This is a genomic window from Pseudomonas sp. Eqa60 (assembly GCF_018326405.1).
In the GTDB taxonomy this organism is placed as follows: Bacteria; Pseudomonadota; Gammaproteobacteria; order Pseudomonadales; family Pseudomonadaceae; genus Aquipseudomonas; species Aquipseudomonas protegens.
Genome location: NZ_AP024342.1, coordinates 4,657,987 through 4,672,691, shown reverse-complemented (window position 1 = coordinate 4,672,691; position 14,705 = coordinate 4,657,987). Strand labels below are relative to the sequence as shown.

17 protein-coding genes are annotated in these 14,705 nt (G+C 65.8%); 8 read left to right on the top strand and 9 right to left on the bottom strand.

Features of this window, described 5'->3' with window-relative positions:
• Positions 1-130 precede the first annotated feature (130 nt).
• Positions 131-547, top strand: coding sequence for a hypothetical protein (locus KI242_RS21135; protein ID WP_011062329.1), 417 nt, complete (start codon positions 131-133; stop codon positions 545-547).
• Between the two features lie 17 nt (positions 548-564).
• On the opposite strand, the gene KI242_RS21130 is transcribed toward KI242_RS21135, so the two are convergent.
• The 3 genes from KI242_RS21130 to KI242_RS32015 all read right to left on the bottom strand — a co-directional run bounded on the left by KI242_RS21130 (position 565) and on the right by KI242_RS32015 (position 2,144).
• Complete coding sequence (locus KI242_RS21130) at positions 565-1,011, bottom strand: GNAT family acetyltransferase (RefSeq protein WP_011062328.1); 447 nt, start codon at positions 1,009-1,011, stop codon at positions 565-567.
• Between the two features lie 41 nt (positions 1,012-1,052).
• Complete coding sequence (locus tag KI242_RS21125) at positions 1,053-1,499, bottom strand: hypothetical protein (RefSeq protein ID WP_015636386.1); 447 nt, start codon at positions 1,497-1,499, stop codon at positions 1,053-1,055.
• A gap of 69 nt (positions 1,500-1,568) precedes the next feature.
• Positions 1,569-2,144, bottom strand: coding sequence for an XRE family transcriptional regulator (locus tag KI242_RS32015; protein WP_011062327.1), 576 nt, complete (start codon positions 2,142-2,144; stop codon positions 1,569-1,571).
• Positions 2,145-2,268: 124 nt separating this feature from the next.
• Here KI242_RS32015 and KI242_RS21115 point away from each other — a divergent pair, with 124 nt between their 5' ends.
• From KI242_RS21115 to KI242_RS21100, 4 genes are all read left to right on the top strand, one after another.
• Entirely contained in the window at positions 2,269-2,421 is a 153-nt protein-coding gene (locus KI242_RS21115; RefSeq protein ID WP_011062326.1) for a hypothetical protein, read from the top strand.
• Between the two features lie 92 nt (positions 2,422-2,513).
• Entirely contained in the window at positions 2,514-3,014 is a 501-nt protein-coding gene (locus tag KI242_RS21110; RefSeq protein ID WP_011062325.1) for a sigma-70 family RNA polymerase sigma factor, read from the top strand.
• Between the two features lie 43 nt (positions 3,015-3,057).
• Complete coding sequence (locus KI242_RS21105; protein WP_053159534.1) at positions 3,058-4,041, top strand: FecR family protein; 984 nt, start codon at positions 3,058-3,060, stop codon at positions 4,039-4,041.
• 97 nt (positions 4,042-4,138) lie between these two features.
• Entirely contained in the window at positions 4,139-6,580 is a 2,442-nt protein-coding gene (locus KI242_RS21100) for a TonB-dependent receptor (RefSeq protein ID WP_077934523.1), read from the top strand.
• A 110-nt stretch (positions 6,581-6,690) separates the two neighbouring features.
• Here KI242_RS21100 and KI242_RS21095 read toward each other — a convergent pair whose 3' ends face one another.
• Positions 6,691-7,842 carry an MFS transporter gene (locus KI242_RS21095; protein WP_011062322.1) on the bottom strand — a complete coding sequence of 384 codons (1,152 nt, stop codon included), beginning with the start codon at positions 7,840-7,842 and terminating at the stop codon, positions 6,691-6,693.
• Positions 7,843-8,083: 241 nt separating this feature from the next.
• Here KI242_RS21095 and KI242_RS21090 point away from each other — a divergent pair, with 241 nt between their 5' ends.
• The 3 genes from KI242_RS21090 (at position 8,084) to KI242_RS21080 (ending at position 10,500) form a co-directional block, all read left to right on the top strand.
• Entirely contained in the window at positions 8,084-8,554 is a 471-nt protein-coding gene (locus KI242_RS21090; RefSeq protein WP_011062321.1) for an Lrp/AsnC family transcriptional regulator, read from the top strand.
• 181 nt (positions 8,555-8,735) lie between these two features.
• The gene (locus tag KI242_RS21085; RefSeq protein WP_053152801.1) at positions 8,736-9,731 is read left to right on the top strand and encodes a DeoR family transcriptional regulator; all 996 of its coding nucleotides are present in this window, start codon (positions 8,736-8,738) and stop codon (positions 9,729-9,731) included.
• A gap of 154 nt (positions 9,732-9,885) precedes the next feature.
• A complete protein-coding gene (locus tag KI242_RS21080; RefSeq protein WP_041752426.1) occupies positions 9,886-10,500 on the top strand; it encodes a hypothetical protein in 615 nt (204 codons plus the stop codon).
• Between the two features lie 13 nt (positions 10,501-10,513).
• Here the strand turns inward: KI242_RS21080 and codA are convergent, their stop codons facing one another.
• The 5 genes from codA to KI242_RS21055 form a co-directional block, all read right to left on the bottom strand.
• The gene (gene codA, locus KI242_RS21075; protein ID WP_053152795.1) at positions 10,514-11,770 is read right to left on the bottom strand and encodes a cytosine deaminase; all 1,257 of its coding nucleotides are present in this window, start codon (positions 11,768-11,770) and stop codon (positions 10,514-10,516) included.
• Positions 11,771-11,940: 170 nt separating this feature from the next.
• Complete coding sequence (codB, locus tag KI242_RS21070; protein ID WP_053159528.1) at positions 11,941-13,212, bottom strand: cytosine permease; 1,272 nt, start codon at positions 13,210-13,212, stop codon at positions 11,941-11,943.
• 172 nt (positions 13,213-13,384) lie between these two features.
• Complete coding sequence (locus tag KI242_RS21065; protein WP_015636377.1) at positions 13,385-13,582, bottom strand: helix-turn-helix transcriptional regulator; 198 nt, start codon at positions 13,580-13,582, stop codon at positions 13,385-13,387.
• Positions 13,579-13,953, bottom strand: coding sequence for a hypothetical protein (locus tag KI242_RS21060; protein WP_015636376.1), 375 nt, complete (start codon positions 13,951-13,953; stop codon positions 13,579-13,581). Before KI242_RS21060 ends, KI242_RS21065 begins: the two co-directional genes overlap by 4 nt.
• Positions 13,954-14,039: 86 nt before the next feature.
• The gene (locus tag KI242_RS21055; protein WP_053159526.1) at positions 14,040-14,663 is read right to left on the bottom strand and encodes an NUDIX hydrolase; all 624 of its coding nucleotides are present in this window, start codon (positions 14,661-14,663) and stop codon (positions 14,040-14,042) included.
• Between the last annotated feature and the right edge of the window lie 42 nt (positions 14,664-14,705).

The following is a 14,705-nucleotide window of genomic DNA, read 5'->3' as shown; positions in this document are numbered from 1 at the left end:
CACGGCCACCTCCATCACTGCGGTCGTTTGGCCGGATTGATCAATAACTTGTCAATCTCGGCTGATGCGGACAGGTTCATACCGGAAGATGATAACCATTCTTGTTTGTCAGCTTTCTTGAGGTGTTCCCATGTACTTCGATCATCAGCATTTTCCCCTGGTCTGGATGCGCCCCGCCAAAGGCGCCGGGCAGCCGGGAGTCGAGCCGTTCCAGCAGTTGGAGGCGTTGATGCAGCGCGGTCAGGCCTTCGTCCTGATGAGCGATGCCATGCCCGATCCTGCGCAGCGCAACACCGAGCAGAGCAAGGCATTGCTCAAGCAGGGGGCGTTATGGATGAAACGCAACAAGGCGGCGATCCGTCGCTGGATCAAGGCCATGATCGTCATCGCCCCGGAGCCCGAGGCCCAGGCCGGGGTCGAGGCCTTTGCCGATACCTATGAAAAGTTCTGGGGTTATCCGCTGTTGCACAGTGCCTCGCCGCTGGCGGCCGCCAGCCTGGCCCAGCAACTGCTGGCGCCACCGCGCAGCAACCGGCACAACTGGTGAGGGCGGGGCGGCGGCCCCTAGCCACGCAGGTGTTCGGGGAGGTTGGCGCTGATCACCTTGCCCATGCTGATCCGCGGTTCGACCTGATAGCCCAGGGCCTGGTAGAAGCTTTGCACGGCGGCGTTGCTGCTGAGGATCTGCAGGTTGATCTTCAGGCAGCCGCGGCCCTGCAGGGCTTGTTCGCCATGACGCACCAGGGCCCGGCCAGTGCCGAGCCGGCGCTGTTGCGGGTCCACCGCCAGGGCGTAGAGCCAGCCGCGGTGGCCGTCATAGCCGGCCATCAGGGTGCCTATGACCTGTCCTTGGTCCAGGGCGACGAAGAACAGAGCGTCATCCACTGCGAGCTTGCGGTCGATGGCCAGGCTCGGGGTGTTGTGGGCCGTGTCGTAGCCGAAGCTGCGGTTCCACAGGTCGATCACGGGCTGGCGATGGTGGGGGTTGCTGTATTCGACGATCTGGATCATGGCGTGGCTCGCTAAAGTGTGGGAGCACAGAAGGGCGGGTTTCAGTCCTGATGGCCGGGCCAGGTTTCGGTGGGGAAATAGGCCTCCAGCCCCGGTTCCTTGTGGTCCACCCCGTCCCGGGTCCAGTAGCAGCTCAAGCGTGAGTAGTTGTCCAGGTCGCCGCGCACCAGGCAGGTGGCGTTGTGCCCCGGCCAGCTGAAACGCAGCACATCGGCCTCGGCCATGGTGGCCCGTTCCACTTTGCCGGTGGCGGTGGTGGTCTTGCCGTCGATGGTCTTGACCAGGGTCAGGGCCTGGTTCTCGTAGCGGATCACCGCGGTGCCCGAATAGGTCGGCCCGCCATCGGGCTCCTTGCCGATCAGCATGAACTGGCCGGGCACCATGCTGTAGTAGATGTGAAGGTCCTGGTCCTGCTTGGGGGCGGCCTGGGCGGCAAGGCTGGCCAGCAGCAGGCCGAGGAGGGGCGCGCGGCGGGAGAAATACGGCATTGATGCTCACTCCTGTTGAGGCGGTGGGGCATGATTCCAGACTTGGCCCTGCAGATAAATGCCCGGGCTCTAGCGATGTTCGATGACCAGGATCGCCGTGGTGTCGGCCTCCAGGGCTTCGAACACGTGGGGCAGGTCGGCGCTGTAGCGGATGTAGTCGCCGGCCTCCAGGCTCACCGGGCTGTCCGCAGGCCCGGCCAGGGCCCGCCCGCTGCAGATCACCAGGTGTTCCACGGTGCCCGGCAGGTGGGCCTTGGACTGGCGCGCCTGGCCGGGTTGCGCCTTCAGGCGATACAGGTCGCGCTGCGCCCCCGGCGGGCAGTCATCGAGCAGGGTCGCCGCGTAGTGGGCATCCTCGGCATGGGCGGTGGTGCCTTCGTGGGCACGGATGACTTTCAGCTGATGCGCCGGTTGCTGGAAAAACCGCGTCACCTGCAAGCCCATGGCCTGGGCTAGGGCCCACAGGGTCTCGATGCTCGGGTTACCCAGCCCGGCTTCCAGCTGGGACAGGGTGGACTTGGCCACCGCAGCCCGCTTGGCCAGTTCCGAAACGGAGAAACCAGCGTTCAGGCGCTCGCGCTTGATGGCCATGGCCAGCAGGCCGATGGGCGACAGGGAGGTTGGGTCGTTCGTTTTATCGTTCATATCTCTATTAAATCATCCTTGATTCTCTTGACGCAGATAAATTTCGCCGTTCATTATATCGGTTAATTGTTCGGTATAAATAAAAAAAGGGCGCCGAGATGAACCGATTGTACAAGGCGGGCCCATGGGCCTGAGCCTGCGCCTGATGGTCATTCCGTACCACGAAATCTACCTGGCCGTGCATTGCCTGGCCCACCTGCAACAGTGCCTGGGGGACTGGCTGGTGGCGGGGCAGACTCACCTGTTTGTCGAGTCGCCGCGCTGGTACAGCCGCTAGGGCCGACCGCCGGCGCGAGGTGGGCGGTGAATCCATTGCCTGCATTAATGCGAAGCATTACTATTCACGCCCCACTTCCCCAGCGCCCCGCGATGACAGCCAAGCCGCCCCGCAGACCAGGCTTTTTCGAGCACTACGAAGAGTTGATCGGCACCTGGACCCGGCGCTTGCGCAATCGCCAGCAGGCCGAGGACCTGGCCCACGACACCTTTGTCCGGGTGCTGGAATCCGATGCCGCCACGGTGCAGCAGCCGCGCGCCTACCTGCATCAGACCGCGCGCAATATCGCCGTGGATGCCTTTCGCCGAGAAGACCGGCGCGGTGCCCTGGAAGAACAGGGGGTCCACCTCAGCGTGTCGCCCAGCGGCGACCCGGAGCATTTCATGCACGCGATCCAGTTGGCCGATTCCATCGAACGGGCGCTTGGCGAGTTACCGGTCAACTGTCGCAAGGTGTTTGTCTGGCAGAAGATCGAGGGCCTGACCCAGGCCGAGATCGCCGAGCGCCTGGGGCTGTCAAAGAACATGGTGGAAAAGTATATGATCCGCACCCTGCGGCATCTGCGCGACCGTCTGGACGGGTCGGCCCCATGATCAGTCGTGGCGATTTCTCACCCTCTGCCAAACAGGAATTTGCATGATGGACAGCCGCGATTGCGCCAGCGCGCAGGCCAGGATTCGTGACGAGGCGGCGGCCTGGTTCACGCGGCTGCAGGAGCCCGAGGTGAGCCCGGAGCAGCAACTGCGGTTCCAGCAGTGGCTGGCCGAGGATCCGCAGCACCGGCACGAGTTTCAGTTGCTCGAAGCCCTGTGGGCGGCCACCGACCTGGTGCCCAGGGCGCGCCTGCAAGCGCTGTGCGCCACCCCGCCGGCCAAGGCCCGGCGGCGCCCGCTGCTGCGCTTTGCCCTGGCTGCCGGGGTGGCGACGCTGGCCTTGGGCCTGGGGCTGTTCAGTGGCCTCAACCAGCCGGTTTCCTACAGTGCGCAATTCGTGACCGCCCTGGGCGAGCGCCGCCATGTGGCCTTGCCCGATGGCTCGCAGATCGACCTGAACAGCCGCAGCCACCTGCAGGTGCGTTATGCCAGGAACCAGCGGCTGATCAAGCTGGTGGAAGGCGAAGCCCTGTTCAACGTCGAGCACGACACGGATCGGCCCTTCGTGGTGGCGGCGGGAGCGGGCAAGGTCACGGTCACCGGCACCCGCTTCGATGTGCGCCGCGATGAGCGCCAGACCCGGGTGGCGGTGGAGCAGGGCCGGGTCAAGGTGCAGGGGCGCGACGCCGCGGCGGATGATTTCATTGCCCTGACCCCGGGCCAGGGCACCCATGTCGATGAGCACGGCAAGGTGGCTCAGGCCTACGCGGTGAACCCCGAGGCGCTCACGGCCTGGCGCAGCGGCAAGCTGGTATTCAACAACGCCTCCCTGGCCGAGGTGGTGGCCGAAGTCTCGCGTTATCGCGAACAGCCCCTGCGGGTGGCCAGCGCCGCAGTGGGTGAGCTGCGCCTGACCAGCGTGTTCAAGTCCGACGACACCCAGGCCCTGCTCAAGGCCCTGCCGAGCATCCTGCCGGTGGAGGTGCGGACCCTTGCCGACGGTAGCCAGGAAATTTTTTCACGTTAGATTCAGGTTTTTTTTCAGTTCATCGTCTTCTTGTCCAACTGCAACTGGTTTGCATTAACAGACGCACCTTTGTGTGATCGACAGGACTGCCGCCGACGTGAAAAAAATAGCCGTTTCTCCCGCCGTATCCCCGTTGCCCGCGCGCTGCTGGCTGCCCCTGGCCCTGGCCCTGGCGGTCAGTGCGGCCTTGCCCCAGGCCCAGGCCGGGCAAGCCGCCGCCATTCACATCCAGGCCCAGCCGCTGGGCCAGGCCCTGAGCCAGTTGGGCCTGCAGACCTCGTTGCAGGTGTTCTTCAGCCCCGAGCTGGTGGCCGGCAAGCAGGCCCCGGCGGTGGACGGCAACCTGTCCCCGGAACAGGCCCTGGGCCAGTTGCTCCAGGGCAGTGGCCTGCAATACCGGATCGACGGCGGTTCGGTGACCCTGAGCCCGGCTCCGGCAGCCACGGGCGGTGCCCTGGAACTGGGCACCAGCAGCATCAGCGTGGTGGGCGACTGGCTGGGCGATGCCGATGTGCAAAAGGTCCAGAACCACCCCGGTGCACGTACGGTGATCCGCCGTGAGGCCATGGTGGAGCAGGGCGCGATGAACGTCGGCGACGTGCTGCGCCGGGTGCCCGGGGTGCAGGTCCAGGATGCCAACGGCACCGGTGGCAGCGATATTTCCCTGAACGTCGGCGTGCGCGGCCTGACCTCGCGCCTGTCGCCGCGCTCCACGGTGCTGATCGACGGCGTGCCGGCGGCCTTTGCACCCTATGGCCAGCCGCAGTTGTCCATGGCGCCGATTTCCTCCGGCAACCTGGACAGCATCGATGTGGTGCGCGGCGCCGGTTCCGTACGCTACGGGCCGCAGAACGTCGGCGGGGTGATCAACTTCGTGACCCGGGCGATTCCGGAAAAGGCCACCGGGGAAATCGGCACCACCCTGGAAACCTCACGGCAGGGCGGCTGGAAGCACATCGACACGGCTTTCCTTGGCGGCACTGCGGACAACGGCCTGGGGGTGGCGCTGCTGTATTCCGGGGTCAACGGCAATGGCTACCGCGAGGGCAACAACGGCAACGACATCGACGACGTGATCCTCAAGACCCACTGGGCACCCACCGAGCAGGACGAGTTCTGGTTCAACCTGCATTACTACGACGCCACCGCCGACATGCCCGGCGGCCTGACCCAGAAGCAGTACGACGCCAAGCCCTACGACTCCGATCGCGACTGGGACAACTTCAGCGGCCGGCGCAAGGATGTGTCCTTCAAGTACCAGCGCCAGGTCGACGACCGCACCCAGTTCGAAGTGCTGACCTACTACTCCGACAGCTTCCGCGGCAGCAACATTGCCGCCAGCGACCAGAAGACCCTGGTCTCCTACCCGCGCACCTACTACACCTTTGGCATCGAGCCGCGGGTGTCCCATGTGTTCGACCTGGGGCCCACCACTCAGGAAGTCAGCGTGGGTTATCGCTACCTCAAGGAAGGCATGCATGAACAGGCCAGCCGCGTGGCCCTGGTGAACAACCAGCCGGTGCTCACCGCGGATTCCGACGGCCATGTCTACCAGGACCGTACCGGCGGCACCGAGGCCAATGCCTACTACATCGACGACAAGATCGACGTCGGCAACTGGACCATCACCCCGGGCATCCGCTTCGAGGACATCAGCACCAACTGGCACGACCGGCCGGTCCCGGGCACCAACGGCGTGCGAGTGCAGGAGAAGCGCCGCAGCATCGACAGCAACGAACCGCTGCCGGCCCTGAGCGTGATGTATCACCTGTCCGATGCCTGGAAGCTGTTCGCCAACTACGAGACTTCCTTTGGCAGCCTGCAGTACTTCCAGCTGGGCCAGGGCGGCAAGGGCGACCAGACGGCCAACGGCCTGAGCCCGGAGAAGGCCAAGACCTACGAGATCGGCACCCGCTACAACGATGATGTGTGGGGCGGTGAAGTGACGCTGTTCTACATCGACTTCGACGACGAGCTGCAATACATCAGCAACGACGTGGGCTGGACCAACCTGGGGGCCACCAAGCACCAGGGCCTGGAAGCCTCGATGCATTACGACCTGGCAGCCCTGGACCCGAGCCTTGACGGCCTGACCGCCAACGCCGGCTTCACCTACACCCGCGCCAGCTATGAAGGCGAGATCCCCGGCTTCAAGGGCCGCGACCTGCCGTTCTACTCGCGCCAGGTGGCCACTGTCGGCCTGCGCTACGACATTGACCGCTGGACCTACAACATCGACGCCTTCGCCCAGTCCAAGCAGCACTCGCCGGGCACCGGGGTGAACGCCAACGGCAGCTTCAACGGCAACTACATCACCGATGGCAGCGCCGATGGCCGGTACGGCGACATGCCGGGCTATGTGCTGTGGAACATCCGTGGTGGCTATGACTTCGGGCCGCAGTTGTCGAACCTGAAGCTGGGGGCCGGCGTGAAGAACGTCTTCGACCGCCAGTACTTCACCCGTTCCAGCGACAACAACTCGGGGATCTACGTGGGCGCGCCCCGGACCTTCTTTGTCCAGGCCAGCGTCGGCTTCTGACCCCCTTCGCTGGCAAGCCAGCTCCTACATGACGATGGCGCCTGTAGGAGCCGGCTTGCCGGCGAATCTCTGACGCAACGCAGAGTTCGGCCCATGGCTGCTTCAGTGGCTCAGACCTTGAGTACCTTGCCGCTGGCGGCCACTGCCAGCAGCAGGACGGCGATCAGGCCGAAGGCCGCGCTCAGGCTGCTGCCATGGGCAATGAAGCCGATCACCGCCGGCCCGGCCAGGATGCCGGCGTAACCCAGGGTGGTGATGGCCGGCACGGCGATGCTTTCGGGCATGACGTTCTGCTTGCCCACGGCGGTGTAGAGCACCGGCACTATGTTCGAGCAACCCGCGCCCACCAGGGCATAACCCACCAGCGCCGCCTCCCAGGCCGGGGCCAGGGTCGCCAGCAACAGGCCAGCGGCGGCCGTGGTGCCGCCGATGATGATCACCCGGCGCGCGCCCAGGCGATGGACGATGGCATCGCCCGTCAGGCGGCCCAGGGTCATGGTCAGGGCGAAGGCGGCGTAGCCCAGGCCGGCGTAGGCGGCATCCAGGTCGCGCTCGGCGGTGAGGAAGACCGCGCTCCAGTCCAGCACCGCGCCTTCGGCGAGGAACACCACGAAGCACAGGCAGCCGATGAACAGCACCACACCATGGGGCACGGCAAAGGCCGGGCCCGAGCTCTGGCTGCCATAGGGCAGCATGTGCGGCGCGGCCTTGAGCAGCGCCAGCAGCATCAGGGCGATCACCACCAGGGTCGCGCCCAGTGGCGACAGGCCCAGGCCGAGCAGGGCGCTGACCCCCGCGGCGCCGACGATCCCGCCCAGGCTGAACAGCCCGTGAAAGCCCGACATCATGGTCTTGCCGCTGGCCCGCTCGACAATCACCGCTTGCAGGTTGACCGTGGAATCCACGCCGCCCAGCCCGGCGCCGAACATGAACAGCGCGGCCATCAGCAGCGGAATCGAGGTCAGGGTGGCCAGCAAGGGCAGGGCCAGGCAGATCAGCAGGGTGCCGCCGGCCATCACTTTGCGGCAGCCGAAGCGCCCGGCCAGGGCGCCGGCAATCGGCATCGCAAGGATCGAACCCACCCCCAGGCACAGCAGCAACAGGCCCAGGGTGCCTTCGTCGAGCCCGGCCCGGGCCTTGGCGTAGGGCACCAGCGGGGCCCAGGCGGCAATGCCGAAGCCGGCGATGAAAAAGGCGATGCGCGTGGACATCTGTTCGAGGCGGCCGGGGGTGGCCTGGAAGTGGGTGTTGCTGGCAGTCATAAAAATCCTTGGCGATCGAACTCGCTGCCGGCCGCCTGATGCCCCCATGGCGTGATGGCGGCCGGGTGGGGATTGTGACAAATCTGGCCCTCGAAGGTTGCAGAAATCCGCAGCGCAGTGCTTCTGCACAGGGTTGCGGGTGAAATAAATTTGCGCAGGCCGGCGGTTTGTTTCGCATAATCGGCGGCTGTGCACAAAAACGTTGCAGTGCGTGCCGTTCCTTCCCGGAGTTTTCCTGCCCATGAATGCCAGCCTCGACGCCTACGACCTGAAGCTGCTCGCCGAGCTGCAACGTGACGCCAGCACCGCGCAAAGCGAGCTGGGGCTGCGGGTCAACCTGTCCACCGCGGCGGTCAACCGGCGGCTCAAGCGCCTCTGCGACGAGGGGGTGATCGAGCGCTACAGCGCCATCGTCGCGCCGGACGCCCTGGGGCACGAACTGAGCATCATCGTCGAGGTGCAAGTGGAGAGTGAGCGCATCGACCAGATCGACGCCCTCAAGCGCAACTTCCAGGCCTGCCCCCAGGTCCAGCAGTGCTACTACGTGGCCGGCGAGTGCGATTTCGTGCTGATTTTCTGCGTGCGCAACATGGCCCAGTACACCCAGCTGACCCGCGAACTGTTCTTCGACAACCCCAACGTCAAGCGCTTCAAGACCCTGGTGGCGATGAACCGGGTCAAGGTCGGCCTGGAAGTGCCCACGGCCGGCTGAGGTTCAGGGGGCCTGCGGGGCTTGCCCGAGAAAGCCACGAACCCAGGGGCTTCTGTGGCAGGTGGCGTCGGCTGGGGTACCGCGCACAGGTCGTCTTGCCGGCCTGAGCCGGTGTTGTCCTCTGGTCGAGCCGCCGGTTTCTCCGTAATGTCAGCGGCTCGGTTTTCCAGGAGGCGGTGTGATGGCGGCGTTCTACGATGCACGGGGCAACATCTATGGGGTGGTGACACCCGCGCGGTTGCGCAGCCTGGGGGTCGCCTTGCCCGGCAGCGCCGCGCAGGCCGCGCGGGACCGGCGCTTGTGGAGCGAGCAGGCCATCGCCGCCCTCTGTGACTGGGCTCCGGGCACCCGCCCGCCGGGGGCCAAGGCCCACCGTAGCGACGGTCTGCTGGTGGGGCCGTTCCAGGACGTGGCGCCCTTCGATCTGCTGATCGTCAACACCGACGGCACCCTGGCCGAGCGCAGTGGCAATGGTTTGACGATCTTTTCCCAGGCCCTGGCCGAGCAGGGGTTGCTGGCCGAGCAGGGGCCAACCCTGTTGCAGGTGCACCATGACCAGCCCACCGGTACCTCGCCGGTGGCCACCGTGGTGGAGCCGGCCCGGGTGGCGGGGGTGCCAGGGTTCTGGCTGGACCTCGGCCAGCCGTCCTTCGGGCCCGAGGCGGTGGCCGCCATTGGCGTCGAGGCGGTGACCTTGAACGGTCGCGAGCTGAGCCGGGTGGCACCGTTGCAGGCACTCGACCCGCGGTGGGAGCACAGCCAGTTCGTGCGCATCGGCAACCCGCACTGCGTGACCCTGCTGGAGGATGCCGAGGCCTTGCCCGGCAACCCGCAGATGCTCGAAGCGCCACTGGCCGAAGGGCTGACGGCCACTGCTTTTGCCTTGCCCCTGGGCAGCGGCGAACCCTGCCCGGCGGGGGTCAACCTGCAATGGGCGGCGCGGGAATCGGCGCAGCGCATCGTCGCCCGGGTGTTCGAACGCGGCGAAGGGCCGACCGCCTCTTCGGGCACCAGCGCCAGCGCCGTGGCCAGCGCGGCGTGGCGGGTGGGCTGGGTCAAGGCCGGACGGGTCGAAGTGCTGATGCCGGGCGGCACCGCGCCCTTGATGTTGCAAGAGACCGACGGGGTGTTGACCCGGGTGAGCCTGTTCGGCACGGCGCTGGCACTGGCTGAGTGAGGACGCCGGAGTCGCGGTGGCGGAGTGCAAAACGGCTGGAGTTTCTATAGCGTGGCGGCAGTTGCGGCTGGTCGCTCGATACAGCCCACATTTACCGAAAGGACTCGACATGCAAAAAAGAACGCCTCGCCGAGCTTTGCTCAAAGGCACGGTTATGGCCCTGGGGGCTGCGGTCGCTGGCAGCCTTGGCGGCTGTCTGACCAGCAGGCTGTACGAAAGCCGGGCCAGCAATGAGGTCTATACGGAAACCGTCAGCCAGTTCTACATCACGGCGGACGCGAAGAGCTTCGTCATTCTTGGCAAGCAGTATCACTACTTCGTGATGGTCGATCCTGAGTTGCTGAAGGCCATCAAGTCGGACCTGCATGGGAAAATGCAGGCCGAGTTTTCGCAGATCCTCGTCAATGCGTGGCAGAACCTGGAGGGTGAGCTGGTCCTGAGGATACCCGGGCTGGACCAGCTCGACGCCCAGCAGATCGATGCAGCCCAGGCTTTGGGCTTCGTTGTTGCAAGGTCGCAAAACGCCCTGTTGCACCGCTATGCCATTCGCGGCAGCCGCTTTGAGTCCAAGCGGGATATCAGCGCCTATCCGGCCAACGCGTTGAACAGCACCTACACCCTGAATTTCTCGGCGTACCGGGAGAAGAGCAAGGTCGGCCAGGTGTTGCTGACGCCGGTTACCCTCACCGCAGACGGTGTATTGACGATCCTCGCCCTGCCGCTGTTGCCGCTGGCGTTCATGGGGGCCCAGCCGTTTCGGGTCAAGTAAGCATCGCCACGGGTCAGTCGCCGGCCAGTTGCACCTGGGCCATCTGCCGTTGCATCAGCACTTTGCCGTGGCGGATGGAGTACAGCGCCAGGCCCTGGCTGCGGATCATTTCGTAATCGCTGTCGGCAGACAGGATCAGCAGGTTCGCCGGGCGACCTTCTTCGATGCCGTAGCGCTCGCCCAGGGCCAGGGCCTTGGCGCTGTTGTCGGTGACCAGGTCGAGGGCGTTCTGCAAGTTGCGGTAGCCGAGCATGTGGCAGATGTGCAGGCCGGCTTCCAGTACCCGCAGGATGTTGCCGTTACCCAGGGGGTACCAGGGGTCGACAATCGAGTCCTGGCCGAAGCACACGTTCATCCCGGCCTCCAGCAGCTCATTGACCCGGGTCACGCCGCGGCGTTTCGGGAAGCTGTCGAAGCGCCCCTGCAGGTGGATGCTTTCGGTGGGGCAGGAGACGAAGCTGATGCCCGAATGCCCCAGCAGGCGGAACAGCTTGGCGCAGTAGGCGTTGTCGTAAGAGCCCATGGCGGTGGTGTGGCTGGCGGTGACCCGGGAGCCCATGCCCCGGCTGCGCGCTTCTTCGGCCAGCACTTCAAGAAAGCGCGAATGCGGGTCATCGGTTTCGTCGCAGTGCACGTCCACCAGGCACCCGCTGCGTTCGGCCAGGTCCATGAGGAACTTCACCGAGCTCACGCCCTGGTCCCGGGTGTATTCGAAGTGCGGAATACCGCCCACCACATCGGCGCCCAGGCCAATGGCCTCTTCCATCAGCTCGCGGCCGTTGCGGAACGATTCGATGCCTTCCTGGGGGAAGGCGACGATCTGCAGGTCGATCAGGTGCGCGCTTTGCTCGCGCACTTCGAGCATGGCCTTGAGGGCGGTGAGGTCCGGGTCGGTGACGTCGACATGGGTGCGTACATGCTGGATGCCGTGGGCGGCCAGGGCGCGGATGGTCTTGTGGGCGCGGGCGCGGGTGTCTTCGGCGGTGATGGTGGCCTTGCGTTCGCCCCAGCACTCGATGCCTTCGAACAGGGTGCCGCTCATGTTCCAGCGCGGCTCGCCCGCGGTGAGGGTGGCGTCCAGGTGAATGTGCGGTTCGACGAAGGGCGGCACCACCAGGTTGCCACCGGCATCCAGGTGCTCGGGGCCGAAGGCCGGCGCGGCGGTGGGGGCGTCCGGGCCCTGCTGGACGATGCGGGCGATGCGGCCGTTTTCCAGGTGCAGTTGGTGCAGGCCTTCACGGTGGCGCAGGCGGGCGTTGGTGATCAGCATCGGAGCGGTTCCTCGGGTCGGGCAATCAGCGGTTCAGCCGTGGGATCCGGGCGGCGGCCCTTGTCCCTCGGTCATTGGGCTGTGCTTCAACCGGTACCGGTCGAAGCAGGCAGGTGGTTCGGGGCGGGTCATGATAGACCCGGAACGCGCCGGGAGGGCAAGGCCCGGGTTCAGGCCCGGGCGTCGAGGGTGGCGCTGGTGCGGGCGCCGAGCCAGGCGCTGAGCAGGACATAGCTCAGGCTTGCTACGCCGATGCCCACCAACGGCGCGACCCAGGGCGAGCAGAAGGCCGCCAGGGTGCCCAGGCCATAGGCGGCCAGGCCCGGCCAGTTCCAGGCCGGCAACTGGCTGTCGGCCAGGCGCGGGTAGCGGCCGCGCCAGCGGTAGAAGAAGTCCGCCATGATCACCCCGCCAATCGGCGGAATCACCGTGCCCAACAGTATCAGGTAGGGCACCAGCAGGTCGTACATGCCGAGCATCGCCAGCAGGGTGCCGATCAGCGCGCCCACCAGGGTCACGGTCTTGCGCCGGTCGGTGCGCAACAGGTTGCAGCCGGCCACGGCGAAGTTGTAGATGGTGTTGTCCTGGGTGCTCCAGATGTTCAACAGCAGCATGGCCATGGCCGCCATGGCAAAACCCTGGAGCAGCAGCACTTCGACCACGTCCGGCTGCTGGTAGACGATGGCGCCGTAGGCACCGATCAGCACCATCAGGCCGTTGCCGATAAAGAAGCCGATCAGGCTGGCGCTCACCGCCACCCGCGCCGAGCGGGAAAATCGGGTCCAGTTGGTGGCCTGGGTGGCGCCGCTGACGAAGGTGCCGAACACCAGGGTGATGGCGCTGGAGAGGTCCAGGCTGTCGCTAGGCGTGACCCCCAGCAAACCGTCGAGGCCGCCGATCTGCCGGGTGGCCACCCACATCGACAGCAGCAACAGCAGGCCCATGGCCGGCACCGCGATCCAGGACAGGATCTCCAGGCCGCGATAACCGATGTAGGCGGTGGCGCAGAAGGCCATGCCGAACAGCAGCATCAGCCCCAGTACCGCACCCGGATCCAGCTGGAAATACTTGCCCAGCACCACCGCGGCGGTGGCGGTGCCCCAGGCGTACCAGCCGATCTGGGTGAAACCCAGGATCAGGTCGCTGAGCTTGCTGCCCCGTTCGCCGAAGCAGAAGCGCCCCATCAGCACCGTGTTCAGCCCGCTCTTGAAGGCGATGTAGCCGAGGCTGGCGGCGTAGATCCCCAGCAGCAGGTTGCCGACGAGGATCACCACCAGCAGGGTGGTGAAGTCGAAGGCCACCCCCAGCTTGCCGCCGGCGAACATGGTGGCAGTGAAGAAGGTGAAGCCCAGCAGCACCATGGCCATGGAGGCCAGGCCCTTGCGGGCGTGCTGCGGAACTTCGCTCAAGGGGTAGTCGTTGCCGGGTTCGTGCTGGGTCATGGGCCTGTCCCTGGTCGCAGTGATGCCACGCTGTTGCAGGCGCCGTGCCAATCCTTGACGGCAGGGCAGGGCGCCCCAGCAGTTATAGCCGATGCCCGTGCCCCTGCACCGGGTGCCTGTGGCCCGGGGGCGAAAGCGGTGCACCCTTGGGCCAGATTGGTTCACCGGCGGTTCAGTCCTCGTCGGGGCTGAAAATGCTTTCGATGGGCAGCTGGAAGGCCCGGGCAATCTTGAACGCCAGGGGCAGGCTGGGGTCGTAGCGCCCGGTCTCGATGGCATTCACCGTCTGCCGTGACACCTCGAGGCGGGTGGCCAGTTCGGCCTGGGACCAGCCTTGCCGGGTGCGCAGTTCGCGCAGTTGGTTGTTCATCGGTAGCGCCGCACGCCAGCCACCGTGGCCAGGGCCCAGACCAGGCCCATCACGGGCCATACGTAGAACATCGAGAGCCGGGGCAGGCCGGCGGTTTCCAGGAAGCCGTAGCTGAAGGTGATCAGCGCGGTGCAGACAAAGGACAGGCCCAGGGCTTCGAGCTGGATGCGCCGGGCCAGTTCGTCCATGCGTCGCAACTGGCGCATCACCGCCAGGGCCATGGCCACCATGGGGATCACCGGCACCAGGGCCAGGGCGATCTTGCCCGGGCCCGGGTTCATGTCCGCCAGCCAGTGGCTGCTCAGCAGCACGCAAGCGATGTAGGCCAGCAAGGCCAGGCCGAATTCCCTGAAATAGCGTTTGGTGCCCATGGGCGATCTCCTTTTAGTAAAGTGTCCTTTACATTAGGCGGGGCGCTTTTTCATGTCAAGGGTGCTTTACATCGGCGCCGTCACGCTCAGTCGAAGAGGGCCACGCTGCGCCGGCCTTCGTGGAAGTCGAAGGCCTCCTGGATATCCCGTTCCACGGTGCGTCCCAGGGACAGCGGCGGCAACTGGTCCGGGGCGAAGAACGCCGCGTCGCTGGTTTCGCTGCCGGCCATCGGGGCCTCGGCGTCTTGCCGTTCGCAGAGGAAGTAGAGCTTGTAGAAGTCCCGGTGGTCGGGCTTGTAGGGCCCCTTGGCCTTGTGCCGCAGGCCATACAGCTGGCGCACCGAAACCTGCAGCCCGGCTTCTTCGTGGATTTCCTTGATGATGTTCTGCGCCGCCGACAGGCCCACATCGGCGTAGCCCCCGGGCAGGGCCCAGAGGCCGTCGTGCTGCTCGCGCACCAGCAGGATCTTGCCGTCCTCGATCAGCGCGCCGCGCACTTCCACCATCGGCGTCGAGTAGCGCTGGGCGAAGTCCGAGACCAGTTCGTTGATGCGTTCCAGGGGCACGTTGCCCAGCTGCGCGAGCATGTCGTGGGCGATCTCGGCGACTTCCTGGTAGCGCTCGCGATCATGCACGTCGCGGCAAAAATGCAGGCCGGTGGAGGCGATGGCTTGCAGGCGTTTGGCGTGGGTCAGCCAGCTGCTTTCCATGAGAGAGGTTCCTGCAACGTCAGAGAGAAGGCGCTTGTTTTA

What these genes read in the sequence shown, in the direction of transcription:
- KI242_RS21135 (WP_011062329.1), top strand. Translation starts at nt 131, where the DNA reads ATGTACTTCGATCATCAGCATTTTCCCCTGGTCTGGATGCGCCCCGCC.
- KI242_RS21130 (WP_011062328.1), bottom strand. Translation starts at nt 1,011, where the DNA reads ATGATCCAGATCGTCGAATACAGCAACCCCCACCATCGCCAGCCCGTG.
- KI242_RS21125 (WP_015636386.1), bottom strand. Translation starts at nt 1,499, where the DNA reads ATGCCGTATTTCTCCCGCCGCGCGCCCCTCCTCGGCCTGCTGCTGGCC.
- KI242_RS32015 (WP_011062327.1), bottom strand. Translation starts at nt 2,144, where the DNA reads ATGAACGATAAAACGAACGACCCAACCTCCCTGTCGCCCATCGGCCTG.
- KI242_RS21115 (WP_011062326.1), top strand. Translation starts at nt 2,269, where the DNA reads ATGGGCCTGAGCCTGCGCCTGATGGTCATTCCGTACCACGAAATCTAC.
- KI242_RS21110 (WP_011062325.1), top strand. Translation starts at nt 2,514, where the DNA reads ATGACAGCCAAGCCGCCCCGCAGACCAGGCTTTTTCGAGCACTACGAA.
- KI242_RS21105 (WP_053159534.1), top strand. Translation starts at nt 3,058, where the DNA reads ATGATGGACAGCCGCGATTGCGCCAGCGCGCAGGCCAGGATTCGTGAC.
- KI242_RS21095 (WP_011062322.1), bottom strand. Translation starts at nt 7,842, where the DNA reads ATGACTGCCAGCAACACCCACTTCCAGGCCACCCCCGGCCGCCTCGAA.
- KI242_RS21090 (WP_011062321.1), top strand. Translation starts at nt 8,084, where the DNA reads ATGAATGCCAGCCTCGACGCCTACGACCTGAAGCTGCTCGCCGAGCTG.
- KI242_RS21085 (WP_053152801.1), top strand. Translation starts at nt 8,736, where the DNA reads ATGGCGGCGTTCTACGATGCACGGGGCAACATCTATGGGGTGGTGACA.
- KI242_RS21080 (WP_041752426.1), top strand. Translation starts at nt 9,886, where the DNA reads ATGGCCCTGGGGGCTGCGGTCGCTGGCAGCCTTGGCGGCTGTCTGACC.
- codA (WP_053152795.1), bottom strand. Translation starts at nt 11,770, where the DNA reads ATGCTGATCACCAACGCCCGCCTGCGCCACCGTGAAGGCCTGCACCAA.
- codB (WP_053159528.1), bottom strand. Translation starts at nt 13,212, where the DNA reads ATGACCCAGCACGAACCCGGCAACGACTACCCCTTGAGCGAAGTTCCG.
- KI242_RS21065 (WP_015636377.1), bottom strand. Translation starts at nt 13,582, where the DNA reads ATGAACAACCAACTGCGCGAACTGCGCACCCGGCAAGGCTGGTCCCAG.
- KI242_RS21060 (WP_015636376.1), bottom strand. Translation starts at nt 13,953, where the DNA reads ATGGGCACCAAACGCTATTTCAGGGAATTCGGCCTGGCCTTGCTGGCC.
- KI242_RS21055 (WP_053159526.1), bottom strand. Translation starts at nt 14,663, where the DNA reads ATGGAAAGCAGCTGGCTGACCCACGCCAAACGCCTGCAAGCCATCGCC.